At 57.5% G+C, this 17,743-nt stretch carries 17 protein-coding genes; 6 read left to right on the top strand and 11 right to left on the bottom strand.

The genetic code is table 11. The features are described 5' to 3' along the window. Positions 1 to 2: 2 nt before the first annotated feature. The 5 genes from prmA to B9Z42_RS13830 form a co-directional block, all read right to left on the bottom strand. On the bottom strand, positions 3 to 884 hold the full coding sequence (gene prmA / locus B9Z42_RS13850) for a 50S ribosomal protein L11 methyltransferase (protein WP_100133994.1): 882 nt from the start codon (positions 882 to 884) through the stop codon (positions 3 to 5). Next, positions 884 to 2,233, bottom strand: a complete 1,350-nt coding sequence (gene accC / locus B9Z42_RS13845) for an acetyl-CoA carboxylase biotin carboxylase subunit (RefSeq protein ID WP_100133993.1) — start codon at positions 2,231 to 2,233, stop codon at positions 884 to 886. The genes prmA and accC overlap by 1 nt, the downstream gene beginning before the upstream one ends. Positions 2,234 to 2,245: 12 nt before the next feature. Next, positions 2,246 to 2,704 carry an acetyl-CoA carboxylase biotin carboxyl carrier protein gene (accB, locus tag B9Z42_RS13840; RefSeq protein ID WP_100133992.1) on the bottom strand — a complete coding sequence of 153 codons (459 nt, stop codon included), beginning with the start codon at positions 2,702 to 2,704 and terminating at the stop codon, positions 2,246 to 2,248. Positions 2,705 to 2,776: 72 nt separating this feature from the next. After that, complete coding sequence (locus B9Z42_RS13835; RefSeq protein WP_369806881.1) at positions 2,777 to 3,262, bottom strand: TlpA disulfide reductase family protein; 486 nt, start codon at positions 3,260 to 3,262, stop codon at positions 2,777 to 2,779. Positions 3,263 to 3,300: 38 nt separating this feature from the next. Next, positions 3,301 to 3,891, bottom strand: coding sequence for a hypothetical protein (locus B9Z42_RS13830; protein ID WP_100134049.1), 591 nt, complete (start codon positions 3,889 to 3,891; stop codon positions 3,301 to 3,303). Between the two features lie 72 nt (positions 3,892 to 3,963). On the opposite strand from B9Z42_RS13830, the gene mpl reads away from it, so the two are divergent. Next, entirely contained in the window at positions 3,964 to 5,403 is a 1,440-nt protein-coding gene (gene mpl / locus B9Z42_RS13825) for a UDP-N-acetylmuramate:L-alanyl-gamma-D-glutamyl-meso-diaminopimelate ligase (protein ID WP_100133990.1), read from the top strand. Positions 5,404 to 5,421: 18 nt separating this feature from the next. Here the strand turns inward: mpl and B9Z42_RS13820 are convergent, their stop codons facing one another. From B9Z42_RS13820 to rodA, 4 genes are all read right to left on the bottom strand, one after another. Then, complete coding sequence (locus B9Z42_RS13820; protein ID WP_100133989.1) at positions 5,422 to 6,531, bottom strand: 3-deoxy-7-phosphoheptulonate synthase; 1,110 nt, start codon at positions 6,529 to 6,531, stop codon at positions 5,422 to 5,424. A 259-nt stretch (positions 6,532 to 6,790) separates the two neighbouring features. Continuing rightward, entirely contained in the window at positions 6,791 to 8,251 is a 1,461-nt protein-coding gene (gene tldD, locus B9Z42_RS13815; RefSeq protein WP_100133988.1) for a metalloprotease TldD, read from the bottom strand. 53 nt (positions 8,252 to 8,304) lie between these two features. Further along, positions 8,305 to 9,171 (bottom strand): NAD(P)-dependent oxidoreductase, encoded by an 867-nt coding sequence (locus B9Z42_RS13810; protein WP_100133987.1) that lies wholly within the window; start codon positions 9,169 to 9,171, stop codon positions 8,305 to 8,307. A 1-nt stretch (position 9,172) separates the two neighbouring features. Further along, complete coding sequence (gene rodA, locus B9Z42_RS13805; protein ID WP_100133986.1) at positions 9,173 to 10,327, bottom strand: rod shape-determining protein RodA; 1,155 nt, start codon at positions 10,325 to 10,327, stop codon at positions 9,173 to 9,175. 45 nt (positions 10,328 to 10,372) lie between these two features. On the opposite strand from rodA, the gene B9Z42_RS13800 reads away from it, so the two are divergent. From B9Z42_RS13800 to ruvC, 5 genes are read left to right on the top strand one after another with little or no spacing between them, the layout of a single operon-like run. Next, entirely contained in the window at positions 10,373 to 10,999 is a 627-nt protein-coding gene (locus tag B9Z42_RS13800; RefSeq protein ID WP_100133985.1) for a YqiA/YcfP family alpha/beta fold hydrolase, read from the top strand. Positions 11,000 to 11,052: 53 nt separating this feature from the next. After that, the gene (locus tag B9Z42_RS13795; RefSeq protein ID WP_100133984.1) at positions 11,053 to 13,119 is read left to right on the top strand and encodes a ribonuclease catalytic domain-containing protein; all 2,067 of its coding nucleotides are present in this window, start codon (positions 11,053 to 11,055) and stop codon (positions 13,117 to 13,119) included. Positions 13,120 to 13,136: 17 nt separating this feature from the next. Continuing rightward, positions 13,137 to 13,997 (top strand): TonB family protein, encoded by an 861-nt coding sequence (locus B9Z42_RS13790; protein ID WP_100133983.1) that lies wholly within the window; start codon positions 13,137 to 13,139, stop codon positions 13,995 to 13,997. A 13-nt stretch (positions 13,998 to 14,010) separates the two neighbouring features. Continuing rightward, positions 14,011 to 14,748, top strand: coding sequence for a monofunctional biosynthetic peptidoglycan transglycosylase (gene mtgA / locus B9Z42_RS13785; RefSeq protein WP_100133982.1), 738 nt, complete (start codon positions 14,011 to 14,013; stop codon positions 14,746 to 14,748). A gap of 5 nt (positions 14,749 to 14,753) precedes the next feature. Continuing rightward, on the top strand, positions 14,754 to 15,302 hold the full coding sequence (ruvC, locus tag B9Z42_RS13780; protein ID WP_100133981.1) for a crossover junction endodeoxyribonuclease RuvC: 549 nt from the start codon (positions 14,754 to 14,756) through the stop codon (positions 15,300 to 15,302). A gap of 17 nt (positions 15,303 to 15,319) precedes the next feature. Here ruvC and lpxC read toward each other — a convergent pair whose 3' ends face one another. Both lpxC and ftsZ read right to left on the bottom strand, forming a co-directional pair. After that, positions 15,320 to 16,243 carry a UDP-3-O-acyl-N-acetylglucosamine deacetylase gene (gene lpxC / locus B9Z42_RS13775; protein ID WP_100133980.1) on the bottom strand — a complete coding sequence of 308 codons (924 nt, stop codon included), beginning with the start codon at positions 16,241 to 16,243 and terminating at the stop codon, positions 15,320 to 15,322. A gap of 66 nt (positions 16,244 to 16,309) precedes the next feature. Further along, positions 16,310 to 17,572, bottom strand: coding sequence for a cell division protein FtsZ (gene ftsZ / locus B9Z42_RS13770; RefSeq protein WP_100133979.1), 1,263 nt, complete (start codon positions 17,570 to 17,572; stop codon positions 16,310 to 16,312). Between the last annotated feature and the right edge of the window lie 171 nt (positions 17,573 to 17,743).

The raw sequence follows: 17,743 nt of genomic DNA, 5'->3' as shown, positions 1-17,743 counted from the left end.
CGTCAGAGTTTGGCGGTCATCAAAATCCAACCGTCTTCTTGATCGCTCACTTGCAACACGCAGTAAGGTGCATAAGCATCTTTCAGCTCTTGCGCTTGACGCTCCAAAATGCCAGCCAGCACCAAATGACCATCAGCAGCCACGTGCTTGCACAGCAGCGGCGCCAGCACTTTCAATGGCGTAGCCAAGATGTTGGCCAACACAGTTTGATACATACCCGACGCTTGATCAGGCAATCCCGCATTCAAGCGCACGTTGTTCGCGTCTGCATTCAAGGTGGTCGCGGTCACGGCGGCATCGTCAATGTCCACCGCATCGACCGATGTCGCGCCATGCAAGGCTGCGCCAATCGCCAAGATGCCTGAGCCACAGCCGTAGTCAAGCACGCGTTGCTGGGCCACATCGTGGGTGGCAATCCAGCGCAAACACATGCGCGTGGTGGGGTGGGTACCGGTGCCAAACGCCAAACCGGGGTCAAGGCGAATCACTCTCTGGGCTTGTGCAGGTGGCTCATGCCATGTCGGGACAATCCAAAACTCAGGCGTGATCTCAACGGGGGCGAATTGCGACTGCGTCAAACGCACCCAATCTTGATCCGCCACTGCTTGGATGCCCAACACCTCAGAGCCCTCAAAGAAGTCTTGCAAGGCCAGCAAACGCGCAGCGTCTTGCGCCGCTGTTTGCTCGGTAAACAAGGCCACGATACGCGAACGCTTCCAACCGCCTTTGGGCGGTGGCATCCCGGGCTCGCCAAACAAGGCTTGCTCAGCATCGGTTTGTGCATCGGCGTCTTCCACCGACACACTCAACGCGTCCAAGGCGTCCAGCGCATCGCTGACGGCTTCCACGCCCTCTTCAGGGCACATCAGTCGCAACTCAAACATCAGCGCTTGTGAGCGGCAAGCCACTCTTCCAAGTAGTGGATGTTGGTACCGCCCGCCATGAACTTGGCATCCACCATCAACTCGCGGTGCAACGGGATGTTGGTGTTGATGCCTTCGACCAAAGTTTCATTCAGCGCCGTGCGCATGCGTGCCAAAGCCTCGTCACGGGTATCGCCGTGCACAATGATCTTGCCAATCATCGAGTCGTAGTTCGGTGGCACAAAGTAGTTGGTGTAGATGTGCGTGTCCACGCGAACACCGGGACCACCGGGCGCATGCCACATGGTGATACGGCCAGGTGAGGGAATAAACTTGAATGGGTCTTCTGCGTTGATACGGCACTCAATCGAGTGGCCACGCACGTGAATATCACGCTGCGTGAACGGCAACTTCAAGCCTGCAGCCACCATGATTTGCGTTTTCACGATGTCCACGCCCGTGATGTACTCGGTCACCGGGTGCTCCACTTGCACACGGGTGTTCATTTCAATGAAATAAAACTCGCCGTTTTCAAACAAGAACTCGAACGTGCCTGCGCCGCGATAGCCAATCTTTTTACATGCCGCTGCGCAACGCTCGCCGATCTTCTCAATCAATTTGCGGGGAATACCAGGTGCAGGCGCTTCCTCGATCACTTTTTGGTGACGGCGCTGCATCGAGCAATCACGCTCACCCAAATAGACAGCATTCTTGAACTTGTCGGCCAAGATTTGAATTTCAATGTGGCGTGGGTTCTGGAGGAACTTCTCCATGTACACCGCGGGGTTGCCAAAGGCGGTGCCCGCTTCAGCCTTGGTCATGGCCACCGCGTTGACCAACGCAGCTTCGGTGTGCACCACGCGCATGCCGCGACCGCCGCCGCCGCCAGCGGCTTTGATGATCACGGGATAGCCCACGCTTTTGGCAATGCGGCGGATTTGCGCAGGATCGTCTGGCAACTCGCCTTCCGAGCCTGGCACACAAGGCACGCCCGCACGAATCATGGCTTGCTTGGCCGACACTTTGTCGCCCATGATGCGGATCGATTCAGCGGTCGGACCAATGAATTGGAAGCCACTTTTCTCGACACGTTCGGCGAAGTCGGCGTTTTCACTCAAAAAACCGTAACCTGGATGGATGGCCTCAGAGTCGGTCACCTCAGCCGCCGCAATGATGGCCGGCATGTTGAGGTAGCTCTGAGCGGATGCCGCAGGGCCAATACACACCGCTTCGTCGGCTAATTTGACGTATTTCGCGTCACGATCGGCCTCGGAATACACCATCACCGCTTTCACACCCAGCTCGCGACACGCGCGCTGAATGCGAAGGGCAATCTCGCCGCGATTGGCGATCAGAATTTTCTTGAACATGGCGTGAACCCCTTATTCAATGATGAACAAGGGCGCGCCGTATTCAACTGCTTGACCGTTCTCGGCCAAGATTTGGGTGATGGTGCCGGACTTGTCAGCTTCGATCTCATTCAAGATCTTCATCGCTTCAATGATGCAGATGGTGTCGCCTTCTTTGACTTGGCTGCCAATTTCAACAAAGGACTTGGCACCTGGACTAGAAGAACGGTAGAACGTGCCCACCATGGGTGACTTCACGGTGTGACCTGCAGGAACCGCTTCAACCACAGCAACAGCAGGTGCGGCGACAGGTGCAGCGACAGGGGCAGGCGCTGCGGCGACGGGTGCGTTCATCGTTTGCGTGACCATCGCCATCGGCGCTGGCGCACTCTTGACGATGCGAACCTTGCCTTCTGCCTCTGTAATTTCGAGTTCAGACACATTGGAGTCGGAGACCAGGTCAATCAACGTCTTGAGTTTTCGCAAATCCATAACTACACCTTATTTGTTGTAAATAAGTGCCTAATTTACACCAAATTGCAAATCCATTCTCAGGAATTCCCGTCACGACGCCCAAAGCTTCACATCATCTTCAGACAATTTCCCCAATTTCTGCTGTTTGAGCTGACCCTGCGCATTCAAAACCACCGTGAATGGGAGGCCGCCTTGGGTATTTCCAAGCAATTTACCCAGCTCGGTGCCATTCAACCCGGCCAGACCAATGGGGTATGACACTGGATGTTGTGACAAAAACTGCCTCACGCGGCTGGGCTGGTCAATGGCCAACCCTATCACTTGCCAGCCTTTTACCGAGTTTTGACGGTAAAAGGCATCGATTAACGGCATTTCTCCGACACAAGGTGGACACCATGTAGCCCAGAAATTCAACACCAAGGGTTTACCCTTTAAATCAGCCAATCGCAAAACCTCTCCGCTGGGCGACTCAAATTCGGAGGCCCAAAGGGCCGCCAAAGCCTCATTCGGGATATCCGTCACCGCATGACGCCGCCAGGCAAAGCCGGCACCAGCCAAACCTGCCAAAGCAGCCACACCGGCATACAGCCAATTGCGACGCGATGTTGATATCGTCATAGTTCTTCCTTCATCAATCGTTCTAATGCCGCTAAATTGCCACGCTGAGTCCGACCTTGGGCATCGGGCTTCAAGGCACCTCGCAGATCGTCATGGTCATAAATCATCAAGTGAACCAACACTTTTTGGGTCAGGCCCGGGCACACACACACCAAGCTCAAGGCGTCCACTGCCTCACCTTGAAAGCCCTGCACCGTGCTCACTTCATAGCGCACTTGGTGGTCAATCAGCTTGATTTCGGCTGATTTGGGGTCATCACAAAACAACTGCAGGTAAATGTCCGACAAGTCCGTGGCGGTACCACGCCACACCGCACCGCCCAAATGCGGGCGAAATTCAGTCAAACGGTTCATCCACACCACCGCCAACTGACGAAGTGCCAACAGCTGCGCAGGTTGCGTATCCGCGCAAAACAAGTCGATGTACTCACGCACAGCGTCTTCCACTTGGTCGTTATTCGGCAACGGCGCACGACCATTCAGGCCCAGCTGCTTCACAGCACGACGCTTGGCAGCGCCGTACTCCAAGCCTTCTTCCACCACCATGCTCGCCGCTGTGGCCGCAATTTCTTCTTGAACCGTATTCATAGGCCACATTGTCGCGCCAAGCCCCGACGAACGGTCTCGAAATCGATAGGAACACCCACCTAAAATCAGGGCATGCACATACATATTCTGGGAATTTGCGGCACGTTCATGGGTGGACTGGCAGCGTTGGCGCGTGAAGCAGGCCACAAGGTGACAGGTTGCGACGCGGGCGTCTATCCGCCCATGAGCGACCAGCTGCGCAGCCTCGGCATTGAGCTGATCGAAGGCTTTGACGCTGACCAAATGCGCCTGAATCCCGATGTGTACGTCGTCGGCAACGTGGTCTCGCGTGCCCGCTTGGCCGATGGAAGCCCCAAATTTCCGCTGATGGAAGCCATTTTGGAAAGCGGTGCCACCTACACCAGCGGCCCGCAGTGGCTGGCTGAACATGTGCTGCACCACCCCAGCCAACCGCGCCATGTACTGGCCGTAGCGGGTACACATGGCAAAACCACCACCACGTCCATGCTCGCTTGGATCTTGCAAGCCGCGGGGTTAGAGCCAGGCTTCTTGGTGGGCGGTGTGCCCATGAACTTTGGCGTGTCAGCACGTTTGGGCCGTTTGAGCTCAGAAGCCGACGTATCCGCCCACAAACGCACTCCCTTCGTGATTGAAGCCGACGAATACGACACCGCCTTCTTTGACAAACGCAGCAAGTTTGTGCACTACCACCCCCGCACGGCGATTTTGAACAACCTCGAGTTCGACCATGCCGATATCTTTGATAACCTCGCCGCCATCGAGCGCCAGTTCCACCACTTGGTGCGCACCGTGCCCGGCAGTGGCCGCGTGGTGGTGAACGCGGATGAAGACAGTCTGCAACGCGTGCTGGACCAAGGCTGCTGGAGCGGCGTGGCCAAATTTGGCGTAAGCGCCAACGCCTCGGGTCCCGACGGCTGGTCTATACAAGGCGAGCCCGACAACTTTGCTGTGCTGCACCAAGGCCTAGAAGTAGGCCGCGTGCAATGGGACATCACCGGCGTGCACAACCAACTCAATGCCTTAGCGGCCATTGCCGCCGCAGAACATTTAGGTGTGTCGCCTGCGCAAGCCTCGGCCTCGTTGAGCGAATTTCAAAATGTGCGTCGCCGCATGGAAGTGCGTGGCACGGTGGCGCGTGCCGGCGGCGCCATCACGGTGTACGACGACTTCGCCCATCACCCCACCGCCATTCGCACCACCGTCGACGGCCTGCGTCGCAAAGTGGGCCCGAATGCGCGCATCTTGGCCGTATTTGAGCCACGCAGCAACACCATGAAACTGGGCACGATGAAGTCGCAACTGCCGTGGAGTTTGGAAGACGCAGACCTCGCGTTTTGTCACTCAGGTGGTTTGGACTGGGATGCGGTCGACGCTTTGTCGCCCATGGGTGCGCGAGCGTCGGTGGCTGGATCGGTGGAACAAGTCATTACACAGCTCGTAGCAGCAGCGCAAGCAGGCGACCATGTGTTGTGCATGAGCAATGGGGGGTTTGGTGGCATTCACGCCAAGCTGCTTGCAGCCTTGGCGTGATCCCACACGCGCGTCGCGTTAAGAACGCTGGCGACGCGCCGCCACAGCTTCAGATAAAACGTCCAACGAAGCGACCGAATCGTCCCAATCCAAACACGCATCGGTGATGCTCTTGCCGTATTCCAGCTTCGACACATCGTCTTTACCAGGCGTGAACTTTTGAGCGCCACCCAAAATGTGGCTTTCAATCATCACGCCAAACACTTGGTGTGAGCCACCGCTGATTTGTTCGGCAATGTCTTTGGCCACCACCAGTTGACGTTCGTGCTGCTTGCTGCTGTTGGCGTGGCTGCAATCCACCATCAACGAAGCAGGCAATTTGGCTTTGGCCAACTCTTCGCAAGCAGCCGTCACGCTGGCGGCGTCATAGTTAGGCGCTTTGCCGCCGCGCAAGATCACGTGGCAATCCTTGTTGCCCTTGGTTTGCACAATCGCCACTTGGCCGTTTTTATGAATCGACAAGAAATGGTGCGCGCCAGCAGCAGCTTGGATGGCGTCGGTCGCGATTTTGATGTTGCCGTCCGTGCCGTTCTTGAAACCGATGGGCGCTGAAATGCCAGAGGCCAACTCGCGGTGCACTTGGCTCTCGGTCGTGCGCGCACCAATCGCGCCCCACGCAATCAGGTCGCCAATGTATTGGGGGCTGATGGCATCCAAGAACTCGCTGCCTGCGGGCAGGCCAAGGCGGTTGATCTCGATCAGCAACTGGCGTGCAATGCGCAAGCCTTCGTCAATGCGAAAGCTCTCGTCCAAGTACGGGTCGTTGATCAAACCCTTCCAGCCCACGGTTGTGCGTGGCTTTTCGAAGTACACGCGCATCACGATTTCTAAGGTGTCGGCGTACTTTTCGCGCAGCGGTTGCAAGCGACGCGCGTAGTCAATCGCGGCAGCGGGGTCGTGGATGGAACAGGGGCCAATCACCACCAACAGGCGATCGTCTTTGCCGTTCATGATGTGGTGGATGGTCTTGCGGGTCTGCGTGATGAGCTTCTCGACCGGTGTGTCTTGGATCGGGAAGAAGCGAATCAAATGTTCGGGAGGAGGCAGCACGGTGATGTCCTTGATACGTTGGTCGTCGGTTTGACTGGTGTTTTCAACGTGGCTTGGATAGCTGGTGTTCGTTTTCATGGTCTCGTCCTGAAGTTTGAAAAAAGTGATCTAGAAATTTGGCAAAAAAAAACCGCCGGGTGGTCCGGCGGTTGGTTTTGGAGTTCAGAGCGTTTGGGCTACGTTCAGATCTCTCGACCGCCGTGGGGGCGTGAGATAAAAAAGTAAGCAAAATAAAAACGGGCTGAACTCATAAATTGAAATGTAGCACAGGGAATCTGGCAGTTTGATGACAAATCACTGGGGTTTACTCGCAAGCAGAGGCATGACTGGCACCGCTTTATGCCGTGCCACCTACCGTCAAGCCATCAATGCGCAAGGTGGGTTGACCCACGCCCACAGGCACGCTTTGACCCTCTTTGCCGCAAGTGCCAACGCCTGTGTCCAGCGACATGTCGTTACCAATCAAGCTCACACGCGTCAAGGCATCGGGGCCGTTGCCCACCAAGGTGGCGCCTTTGACGGGGTATTGAATCTTGCCGTTCTCGACCCAAAAGGCTTGGGAGGTCGAAAACACAAACTTGCCTGAGGTGATATCGACTTGACCGCCACCAAAGTTCACCGCGTACAAGCCCTTCTTCAAGCTCGACACAATTTCTTCGGGTGACTTATCGCCACCGAGCATGTAGGTGTTGGTCATGCGTGGCATCGGCACATGGGCGTAGCTCTCGCGACGGCCGTTGCCCGTGGGTTTTACCCCCATCAAGCGCGCATTCATGCTGTCTTGGATGTAACCCTTCAAGATGCCGTCTTCGATCAGCACATTGCGTTGGCTGGCGTTGCCTTCGTCGTCCACGTTGAGCGAACCACGGCGGTCTGGCAAGGTGCCATCGTCGAGCACGGTCACGCCTTTGGCGGCGACGCGTTGGCCAATGCGCCCACTGAAGGCGCTGGAGCCTTTGCGGTTGAAGTCACCTTCCAAACCGTGGCCAATCGCTTCGTGCAACAAGATGCCCGGCCAGCCAGGGCCCAACACCACGCTCATTTCACCGGCCGGTGCGGGGCGTGCTTCCAAGTTGGTCAACGCACATTTCACAGCTTCGTCCACATAGCTTTGCACCAGCGCATCATCAAAATGTGTCAAGCCAAAACGCCCGCCACCGCCACCTGAACCCGACTCGCGACGGCCGTTTTGTTCAGCAATCACAGACACACTGAGACGCACCAAAGGTCGCACATCGGCAGCCAGCGTGCCGTCAGCGCGCACCACCATCACCACGTCATACTCACTGGCCAAACCGGCCATCACTTGAATGATGCGCGGGTCTTTGGCGCGTGCCATTTGCTCCACACGGCCGAGCAAGGCCACTTTTTCGGTGCTGTCGAGTGAGGCAATTGGGTCGAGGTCACGGTACAAAGAACGGCTAGCTGCCACTTTGCGCGAAGGCACTTTGACGCGTCCGCCTTTCGAGGCAGCGCCGATGGTGCGCACTGTGCGGGCCGCGTCGAGCAACGAGGCTTCTGAGATGTCGTCTGAATAAGCAAACGCGGTTTTTTCGCCACTCACGGCACGAACACCCACACCTTGGTCAATGCTGAACGAGCCGGTTTTCACAATGCCCTCTTCCAGACTCCAACCTTCGGAACGCGTGTATTGAAAGTACAAATCGGCTTCGTCCACTTGGTGGGCCTTGATTTCGGCCAAAGTACGGGCCAAGTGCGTCTCGTCCAAACCAAAAGGCTCTAACAACAGTTGACGGGCAATGGCCAATCGCTCAAGGGTGGGTTCGCGTGAAATCATGGGTGTGATTGTAGGAGCGCACCAATACATCCTGCAGTGATGCAGGAATTGACCTAATTCATGCGTCTCAGGAACTGCAGCAAGGCCGCATCGTCCAAATCAGCCAATCCCGCCTCACACGCTTTGGCAAAAACCTGCGCGGCCAGTTGACCCAAAGGCGCCTCGCAATTCACCGTGGCGGCTGCGTCGCATGCCAACCGTGTGTCTTTGGTCAACAGCGTCATGTGAGCGCGTGGTGCCAAGTCATCCACCAAAGCGCGGGCCATGCGGTCACTGCCAATCCAGCTTTGCGCGCTCGATTGCGCCATCACGTCCAAGGTTGTGTGGGCGGACAAACCCATGCGCTCGGCCAACACCAACACCTCAGCCGCACCTACCAAATTGATGCCCGCTAATAGGTTGTTGACCAATTTGGTTTTTGCGCCATCCCCGGGGATTTCGCTGATACGGAAAATCTTGTTCGACAAGACATTCAATACTTGGGCGTGCTTGGCAAAAACGGCGGCCTCGCAAGCCACCATCAAACTCATCGTGCCAGCTTGCGCCCTCGCTGGGCCGCCTGACATAGGCGCATCAATGACAGATGCCCCCGTAGCTTGAATACGTTGCGCAAATTGCACCACGTCATGGGGTGAAATGGTGGGGCACAACATGACGGTGTGCTCTGAGGTCAAGGCTTCGCTCAAGCTCAACATCACTTGAAGGACTTGATCCGAATCGACCACGGCAATGATGATCAACGTCGCCGCATGCGCCAGGGCATAGGGGCTGTCGTGCACCACACCCCCCGCATCGCGCATCTGTTGTGTCTGTGTGGGATCGATGTCATGCACATGCACGCTGTAGCCATGCACTAACAAATTTCGGGCCATCCCAGCCCCCATATTGCCAACACCGATCACACCAACAACGTGTGTCATATCAAGACTGCACCAACTGTTTGGCTTTGGCCACGGACATCAATATGCCCAGCCCCAGACCAAGCGTGACCATCGCGGTACCGCCGTAGCTGATAAAGGGCAAAGGCACACCGACCACGGGCAAGATGCCACTGACCATGCCCATGTTGACAAAGGCGTAAATGAAAAAACTCAAGGTAATGCTGCCCGCCAAAAGGCGCGTGAACAGCGTGGGGCCTTCCACGGCAATCGCCAGACCTCGAAACACCAAGAAGATAAAGCCCGAGATCAGCAGCAAATTGCCCAACAAACCAAACTCTTCGCCAAACGCTGCAAACACAAAGTCGGTGGTGCGTTCGGGGATGAAGTCGAGGTGGGTTTGTGTGCCTTGCATGAAGCCCTTGCCCCAAAAGCCACCCGAGCCAATGGCAATCATGCCTTGGATGATGTGAAAACCTTTGCCCAACGGGTCTCGCGACGGATCCAGCAAGGTACAGATGCGCTGCTGCTGGTAGTCGTGCAGGATGGGCCAGCGAAAACCATCAGCACACAAGGTAGGCTCAAAAATCACCACCATGGCAACGCCAATCAAACCCAACACGATGGGTGGCACGATCAAAAACCAACTCAAACCTGCAAAGAAGATCACTGCCAAACCTGCCGAGAGCACCAAAATAGCGGTGCCCAAATCGGGCTGACGCACGATCAGCCCCACCGGCACCAGCAGCAAAAGGCCCGCTGCCAAAAAGTCAAGTGGCCGCAACTGGCCCTCGCGCTTTTGGAACCACCACGCCAACATCAAAGGCATGGCGATTTTCATGATTTCACTGGGCTGGATCACCACCCCCACATTCAGCCAGCGACGTGCCCCTTTTTTGGTCAAGCCAAACAAGGCCACGGCCACCAACAAAGCCACGCCCACGGTATAGAGCGGCACCGCAAACGCCATCAAACGTTGCGGCGGAATTTGCGCCACAACAAACATGATGAAACCTGCGATCAACATGTTGCGACCGTGGTCAAAAAAACGCGAGCCGTTGGCAAAGCCTGACGAATACATGGTCAACATGCCCGCACAGGCCAACAAAAACACGCCAAACGCCAGAGGACCGTCAAAACCCCGCAGCAGGGGCATCAAACGTTGAAACGGACTGGGTTTATGAATCACGGTGGGCATGAGCTGGATTATCCCTTTTACACAGCGACTGCTAATATTTCAGCCATGCCCCAAGATTCTTCGCCCCTCAGCACCAAGCCATCCACCGCCGTGACCCATCTGCTGTATTTGCACGGCTTTCGCTCTTCGCCACAGTCCACCAAGGCGCGCCAGATGGCGGCGCTGATGGCCGAGCGGTATCCGTCGGTTGTTTGGTTGTGCCCGCAACTGCCACCCTCACCCCAAGCCGCCGCAGCCTTGATCGCACAGGGCACCGCCAACTGGCCCGCGCAAACCATGGCGGTGATGGGCTCGTCCTTGGGCGGTTTTTACGCCACGTGGGCGGCCGCACAGCGCGGCTGCAAAGCGGTGTTGATCAATCCCGCCGTCTTTCCCGCCCGCGATTTGGCCAAGTACATCGGCGAGCAAACCGCTTGGCATAACCCCGACGAACGGTTTTACTTTGCCCCCGAGTTTGTGGACGAGTTGCGGGCGCTCGAAAGCCCTGCCTTCCAGCCTGGCCCAGACCAACTGCTGGCCTTGATCGCCAAAGGCGATGAAGTATTGGATTGGCGCGAAATGGTTGCGCGCTACCCGCACGCCCAACACGAACTGATAGAGGACAGCGACCACGCCCTGAGCGACTTCGAAACGCACCTTCCCCGGGTGCTGGCGTTTTTAGATTTGGCTTAACTGACAAAGAATCAGCCAAGAACCGCCAAGGCGATCATGGGACAATTGCACCCATGTACGCATTGTTTGAAGACGCTGGTAAATTCCAGACGGGCCGCATCCTCTCCGAAGCTGAAAGCTCGGCCCAAATCGAGCTGGAATCCGGCAAACGGGTCAAGGTCAAAGCCGCCCATATCCTGATCAAGTTTGACAAGCCCTCCCCCGCCGACTTGATGCGCGAGGCCCAAGCCGTGAGCGCCACCATTGAGCTGGACCTCGCTTGGGAATTCGCCCCCGAAGACGAGTTTGGCTTTGCCGACTTGGCCCGCGAGTACTTCAGCGCACAAGCTACGCTGACCGAGCAAACCGCCGCCTTGCTGCGCTTGTTCGACGCCCCCCACTATTTCCGCCGCGCAGGCAAAGGCCGTTTCAAAAAGGCTTCGGCTGACGTGATTCAGCAAGCCTTGGCCGGCATCGAAAAGAAGAAACAACTTCAGGCGCAAATTGAAGCCTGGGCCGCTGAATTGGCGCAAGGCACTTGCCCAGCGCCCATTCAAACGCAGCTCTACAAAATTTTGTTCCGGCCTGACAAGAACGCGCCCGAATACAAGGCCGTGGTCGACGCGGCCCGCGCCACCCAAACTGCGCCTTTGGCCTTGCTGCAACGTGCAGGCGCGATCACCTCGGCCTACCAGTTTCATTGGCAGCGGTTCTTGTTTGACAACTTCCCCAAAGGCACAGGCTTTCCCGCCCTGCAAGCGCCCGCCATTGCGGACGAGTTGCCGCTGTCCACGGCGCAGGCGTACTCCATCGACGACTCGCAGACCACCGAGATCGACGATGCCTTGTCAGTCCAAGGTCTGGGCACAGGCACCGTCACGCTGGGCATCCACATTGCCGCACCGGCCTTGGCCTTGAAGCCTGGCAGCCCCATCGACCAACTGGGCCGCAACCGCTTGTCCACCGTCTACATGCCGGGCTACAAAATCACCATGCTGCCCGACGAGGTGGTGCAAACCTACACGCTGCAAGAAGGGCGTGACTGCCCCGCCGTGTCGCTGTACGTCACCTTTGACGAAGCCACACTGGCCCAGCAAAGCACGACGACCCGTGTGGAGCGCGTGGCCATTGCCGCCAATTTGCGCCACGACCAGCTGGATGCCATCGTCACCGAAACTTGGCTCAAAGACAGCGGCTTCAGCCACAGCGTGGATGTGCAAGAGCCCGCCATGCCACGCGCACAACTCGCCTTCTTGTTCCGCTTGGCCCAACACCTCAAAGCGCAACGCGAAGTGGTGCGCGGCAAGCCCGAAACCTTCAACCGTCCCGACTACAACTTCCGTTTGGTCGGCAACGAAGGCGCAGAGCCCCAAGGTTTCGAGCACGTGCAAATTTCCACACGCCAACGCGGCGCGCCCCTAGACCTGATGGTGGCCGAGGCCATGATTTTGGCCAACAGCACGTGGGGCAACTGGATGGCCGAGCTCGGCGTGCCCGGCATTTACCGCAGCCAAGCCAGTTTGCTGCCCGGCGTCAAAGTGCGCATGGGCACCAAAGCGTTGCCGCACGCCGGCATTGGTGTGCCCAGCTACGCATGGAGCACCTCGCCCCTGCGCCGCTACACCGACTTGGTCAACCAATGGCAAATCATTGCCTGCGCCAAACACGGCAGCACCGCGGCTTTGGCAGCACCGTTCAAACCCAAAGATGCGGAGTTGTTCTCCATCATCTCGGCGTTTGATGGCGCTTACAGCGCCAACAACGGCTACCAAAGTGGCATGGAACGCTTTTGGACCTTGCAGTACTTGAAGCAAAACAACATCACCGAGCTCACCGCCACGGTGTTCAAGACCTTCCCAGGTCACCCGCCCATGGCGCGTGCCGACACCCTGCCCTTGGTGTTCCCCGTCATGAGCGCGGGCGACGCACCCCGCGGCGCGCGCCTACAAGTGCGCTTGAGCGACATGGACGACATCACGCTCGACATCACCGGTCATCTCTTGAACGTGCTCGAAGCAGACGACCCCATGGGCACCGATGCCAGCGAAGTCCCCGAAGAGGACGACGACAACGCCGCCGGCCCCATCGCCATTGCTGTCGACGTCAACGAGGCCCCCAGCACGGAAGCATCGGGCTCGTGAACCACGCAGCTTTGTCAATGAATGTGTCACGTTGGACCACCTTACAGGTGGCCTTGGCACTTTCCTTGACTTTGCACATCGCTGTCTTATCGCTGCGCATCGCCTCCCCAGAACGTTTTGAGCGGATGTTCGACAACACCACGCTCGAGGTCATTTTGGTCAACACCAGCGCCAAATCTCAAGCGCCGCCTGAGAAAGCGCAAGCCTTGGCGCAAACCCAATTGGCTGGCGGTGGTGCGCTCCAAGCAGGCCGTGCTGCATCGCCACTCGCCATGTCTGCCCAAACCACCCAAGGTGACGGCGTGAGCACCGTGCAACGCCAAGTGGCGAACTTGAAAAAAGAGCAGTCCTTGCTGCTGGCTCAAGTCAAAACCATGCTGGCGCAACTGCCCCCACCACAACCCAACACGAGCCAGCTTGAGCGCGAAGAGCTGGAGCAAAAGCGGCGGCAAATGCTCAAGCTTTTGGCCGAAATTGAGCAACGCATCGAGCAGCAAAACGCCCGCCCGACCAAGCATTACGTCAGTCCCGCGACGCGCGAAGTGGCCTATGCCGCTTACTACGACGCGCTCAAACGCAAGATCGAAGACCGTGGCACACGTAACTTTCCCGAGCGCGATGGGCAAAAACTCTACGGAGAACTCACCATGGTCATCACCATTGCGCCTGATGGTCATGTGCTGAAAACTGACATCCTCCAGAGCTCGGGCCAGACAGACTTGGACCGTCGCGCACAAGCCATCGTCACCAGCGCCGGCCCTTTCGGCAATTTCACGGATGAGATGCGACAAAAGGCCGACCAGCTGGGTGTCGTTTCCCGTTTTGTATTTGGCAAAGACAACACGCTGCTCACCCGTGCTGAGGGCACTACGCCATGAAGGCTGACGCACCATGATTGCTATCACTGCAAGCCAACGCCCCTGGCTTCGCTGGCTGCTGCTCGTGGTGGTGGCTTGGATTAGTTTGCAATTTTTCTTCCTCGCACGCATCGCAGTGATGGCGCGGGTGGCACCGGAGTCCACCGCGTTTGAACGATCGGAAGCATGGCGCATCGCGACCACCCAAGACGCCCTTCGCTGGCGGCAAGACTGGGTACCCTACAACGCCATCTCAAACCACTTAAAGCGCGCTGTGATTGCCTCTGAAGACGACATCTTTGCGCAGCACGACGGCGTGCAATGGGAGGCGATTGAAAAAGCGTGGGCTAAAAATGCCAAGGCTGAGCTGCAAGCCAGCCGCGCGAGCCAATCGCGTCCGCCCAAAGTCGTGGGCGGCTCGACCATCACGCAGCAGTTGGCTAAAAATTTGTTTTTGTCCGGCGAACGTACCTTTCTGCGAAAGGGCCAAGAATTTGTGCTGACCCTGATGCTCGAAGCCCTGCTGTCCAAGCAACGCATTTTGGAGATTTACCTCAACCATGTGGAATGGGGCGAAGGCATTTTTGGCGCAGAAGCTGCTGCTCAGCATTACTTTGGCAAATCAGCCGCGCAACTCGCACCCTGGGAAGCCGGGCGCTTGGCCGTGATGTTGCCTCGCCCCAAGCACTATCAAAAATTTCCGCAATCTGCCTACTTGGCAGGTCGCACCGACATCATCGTGGCGCGCATGAACAGCGCACAGTTGCCCTAACCGCCATGCGCATCCTTGGCATCGACCCTGGACTTCGCACCACAGGCTTTGGTGTGGTGGAGAAACACGGCAGCCAACTCCTGTACGTGGCCAGTGGCACCATTCGCACCAACAAAGAAGCCCAAGGCAATTTGCCTGAGCGTTTGAAGGTGCTGTTTGACGGCATTCACGAAGTGGTGGAGCGCTACAAGCCCGATTGTTCGGCGGTCGAAATTGTGTTTGTCAACGTCAACCCGCAAGCCACCTTGCTTCTGGGTCAAGCACGCGGCGCTTGCGTGACCGCCTTGGTGACCTGCAATCTGACCGTGGCTGAGTACACCGCGCTGCAAATGAAACAAGCCGTGGCCGGACACGGCATGGCCAAAAAAGAGCAGGTGCAGGAAATGGTCAAACGCTTGCTGAACTTGCCCGGCTTGCCCGGGCCCGATGCGGCCGACGCTTTGGGCCTAGCCATCACCCATGCGCACGCTGGACAGGCGATGGCACGGTTGGCAGCTGCCACCCCTTTGGATCGCAAAACCAGCGGCATGTACCGGGCCGGTCGCAGCCGCTGAATTTTCTCGAACTTGAATTACCAAGCAGGCGCTAAATGCGCCAAACCTTTAGGCGCCTTGCGTGCATCGGCAAAGGTCACCAAGTCGTAAGCGTCTGGGCGACTCAGCAACTCCCGCAACAACTTGTTGTTCATGCCGTGGCCAGAGCGAAACGCCACATACGACGCGAGCAAAGGTTTGCCGATCAAGAACAAGTCGCCCATGGCGTCGAGAATTTTGTGTTTCACAAACTCATCGTCGTAGCGCAAACCGTCGCTGTTCAAGACCTTGTAGTCATCCATCACGATGGCGTTGTCCAAGCCTCCGCCTAAGGCCAAGCCGTTGGCACGCAGCATCTCCACATCACGTGTGAAGCCAAAGGTGCGGGCACGCGCAATGTCGCGGGTGTAATCATGGGTGTCGGTATCAAACACCACGCTTTGCCCTGTGGAGTCGACGGCGGGGTGGTGAAAGTCGATCTCGAAACTGAGCTTGTAGCCGTGGTGTGGCTCTAAGCGGGCCCACTTGACGTTATCGCCCTCGCCTTCACGCACTTCCACGGTTTTTAATACGCGAATGAAACGCTTGGGTGCGTTTTGCTCAACGATGCCCGCGCTTTGCAACAAAAACACAAACGACGACGCTGAGCCATCCAAGATGGGCACTTCTTCAGCGGTGATGTCGATGATGAGGTTATCAATCCCCAAGCCTGCACACGCCGACATCAAGTGCTCAACGGTGAACACCTTGGCGCCGCCGTTAGAAATGGTCGAGGCCAAGCGCGTGTCGGTCACAGCAGTCGCGGTGATCGGGATGTCGATCGGCTGCGGCAAATCCACCCGACGGAACACGATGCCCGTGTCGGGCGGCGCAGGCCGCAGGGTCAGCTCCACGCGTTGACCGCTGTGTAAGCCGACACCCACCGCTTTGGTGAGGGATTGAAGGGTTCGTTGTTTAAGCACGGATGAATTTTAATCAGTCCCCCTTTGCAGAGGGATTGATCGGTTCAATCGTTGCGATCGAAATTCTTAGTCAGCTTGCTTGCGCAAGAAGGCTGGAATTTCGTAATCGTCCATACCACCCGATGACAAAGCATCGACCTTGGCAGCGGCTTGGGTACGGTTGGTACGCCACACGCTAGGCACGGCCATGCTGTTGTAGTCAGGCTGTGCGCGGGTAGTCCCCACGCCCAAACCAGAGGCCAAGCCAGACAAGCCAGCCGACGCTGCGGCCATTAAACCTGCGGGCGATGCGTTAGGCGCTTGCGTGGTGGGAAAGCTCATGCCGTCCGTGCCTGTGCGCAACACTTGCAACTGAGGCGCTGCGCGACGGCCACCGGCCAAACCTGTGGCGACCACCGTGACGCGAATTTGGTCGCCCAGATCTTCGTCATAAGCCGTACCGTAAATGACATGTGCGTCTGGTGAAGCGAACTTGCGAATCGTGTTCATGGCTTCGCGCGACTCAGACATCTTCAAGCCACCCTTGGCAGCAGTGATCAACACCAACACGCCCTTGGCACCCGACATGTCCACGCCTTCGAGCAGCGGGCAAGCCACGGCTTGCTCAGCCGCGATGCGTGCACGGTCTGGGCCATTGGCCACCGCCGTGCCCATCATGGCTTTGCCAGTCTCGCTCATCACGGTGCGCACGTCTTCAAAGTCGACGTTCACCAAGGCTTCCACGTTGATGATCTCGGCAATACCGCCGACCGAGTTTTTCAACACGTCGTTGGCAAAAGCGAAGGCTTCGTCTTGGCTGGCGTCGTCGCCCAACACGTCCATCAACTTGTCGTTCAACACCACGATCAAGGAGTCCACATTGGCTTCGAGCTCGGCCAAGCCTGCTTCGGCATTGCCCATGCGGCGGTTGCCTTCAAACTCAAACGGCTTGGTCACCACGCCCACGGTCAAGATGCCCATTTCGCGTGCTACGCGTGCCACCACAGGCGCAGCGCCCGTGCCGGTGCCGCCGCCCATACCGGCCGTCACGAACAGCATGTTGGTGCCTTCCAGTGCGATACGGATTTCATCGATCGCCGCTTCAGCCGCTTCACGGCCGCGCTCTGGCTTGCTGCCAGCGCCTAGGCCGCTCGAGCCCAGTTGAATCACTTTGTGCGCATTGCTCACGCGCAAGGCTTGTGCGTCGGTGTTCGCGGTGACGAACTCCACGCCTTGCACGCCCGAGCGAATCATGTGCTCGACCGCGTTGCCGCCGCCGCCGCCCACGCCAATGACTTTGATTTGGGTGCCTGAGTTGAATGCTTCAACTTCGATCATTTCGATGCTCATGATTTTTCTCCTATCGATCTAAAAATTTGCAGTTGCCTTGATTTCAAAAATTCTTGTCTGTTCATACCGCGCCTCAGGATGGCGGGGCGGTTGCAGCGCAGGGTCGCCATCGTCGACCACTGAGCCGCCTCGGGGGTGGACCGCCACGCGCAAAATAATGGGTGTGAAAAG

This window comes from Limnohabitans sp. B9-3, from assembly GCF_002778325.1.
GTDB classification, from domain to species: Bacteria; Pseudomonadota; Gammaproteobacteria; order Burkholderiales; family Burkholderiaceae_C; genus Limnohabitans; species Limnohabitans kasalickyi.
The sequence above is the reverse complement of the archived record's forward strand: the minus strand, read 5'-3'. Positions and strand labels throughout refer to the sequence as shown.

What these genes read in the sequence shown, in the direction of transcription:
- mtgA (WP_100133982.1), top strand. Translation starts at nt 14,011, where the DNA reads ATGATTGCTATCACTGCAAGCCAACGCCCCTGGCTTCGCTGGCTGCTG.
- B9Z42_RS13810 (WP_100133987.1), bottom strand. Translation starts at nt 9,171, where the DNA reads ATGACACACGTTGTTGGTGTGATCGGTGTTGGCAATATGGGGGCTGGG.
- B9Z42_RS13820 (WP_100133989.1), bottom strand. Translation starts at nt 6,531, where the DNA reads ATGAAAACGAACACCAGCTATCCAAGCCACGTTGAAAACACCAGTCAA.
- prmA (WP_100133994.1), bottom strand. Translation starts at nt 884, where the DNA reads ATGTTTGAGTTGCGACTGATGTGCCCTGAAGAGGGCGTGGAAGCCGTC.
- rodA (WP_100133986.1), bottom strand. Translation starts at nt 10,327, where the DNA reads ATGCCCACCGTGATTCATAAACCCAGTCCGTTTCAACGTTTGATGCCC.
- B9Z42_RS13790 (WP_100133983.1), top strand. Translation starts at nt 13,137, where the DNA reads ATGAATGTGTCACGTTGGACCACCTTACAGGTGGCCTTGGCACTTTCC.
- B9Z42_RS13795 (WP_100133984.1), top strand. Translation starts at nt 11,053, where the DNA reads ATGTACGCATTGTTTGAAGACGCTGGTAAATTCCAGACGGGCCGCATC.
- ruvC (WP_100133981.1), top strand. Translation starts at nt 14,754, where the DNA reads ATGCGCATCCTTGGCATCGACCCTGGACTTCGCACCACAGGCTTTGGT.
- B9Z42_RS13830 (WP_100134049.1), bottom strand. Translation starts at nt 3,891, where the DNA reads ATGAATACGGTTCAAGAAGAAATTGCGGCCACAGCGGCGAGCATGGTG.
- B9Z42_RS13800 (WP_100133985.1), top strand. Translation starts at nt 10,373, where the DNA reads ATGCCCCAAGATTCTTCGCCCCTCAGCACCAAGCCATCCACCGCCGTG.
- accB (WP_100133992.1), bottom strand. Translation starts at nt 2,704, where the DNA reads ATGGATTTGCGAAAACTCAAGACGTTGATTGACCTGGTCTCCGACTCC.
- ftsZ (WP_100133979.1), bottom strand. Translation starts at nt 17,572, where the DNA reads ATGAGCATCGAAATGATCGAAGTTGAAGCATTCAACTCAGGCACCCAA.
- tldD (WP_100133988.1), bottom strand. Translation starts at nt 8,251, where the DNA reads ATGATTTCACGCGAACCCACCCTTGAGCGATTGGCCATTGCCCGTCAA.
- mpl (WP_100133990.1), top strand. Translation starts at nt 3,964, where the DNA reads ATGCACATACATATTCTGGGAATTTGCGGCACGTTCATGGGTGGACTG.
- accC (WP_100133993.1), bottom strand. Translation starts at nt 2,233, where the DNA reads ATGTTCAAGAAAATTCTGATCGCCAATCGCGGCGAGATTGCCCTTCGC.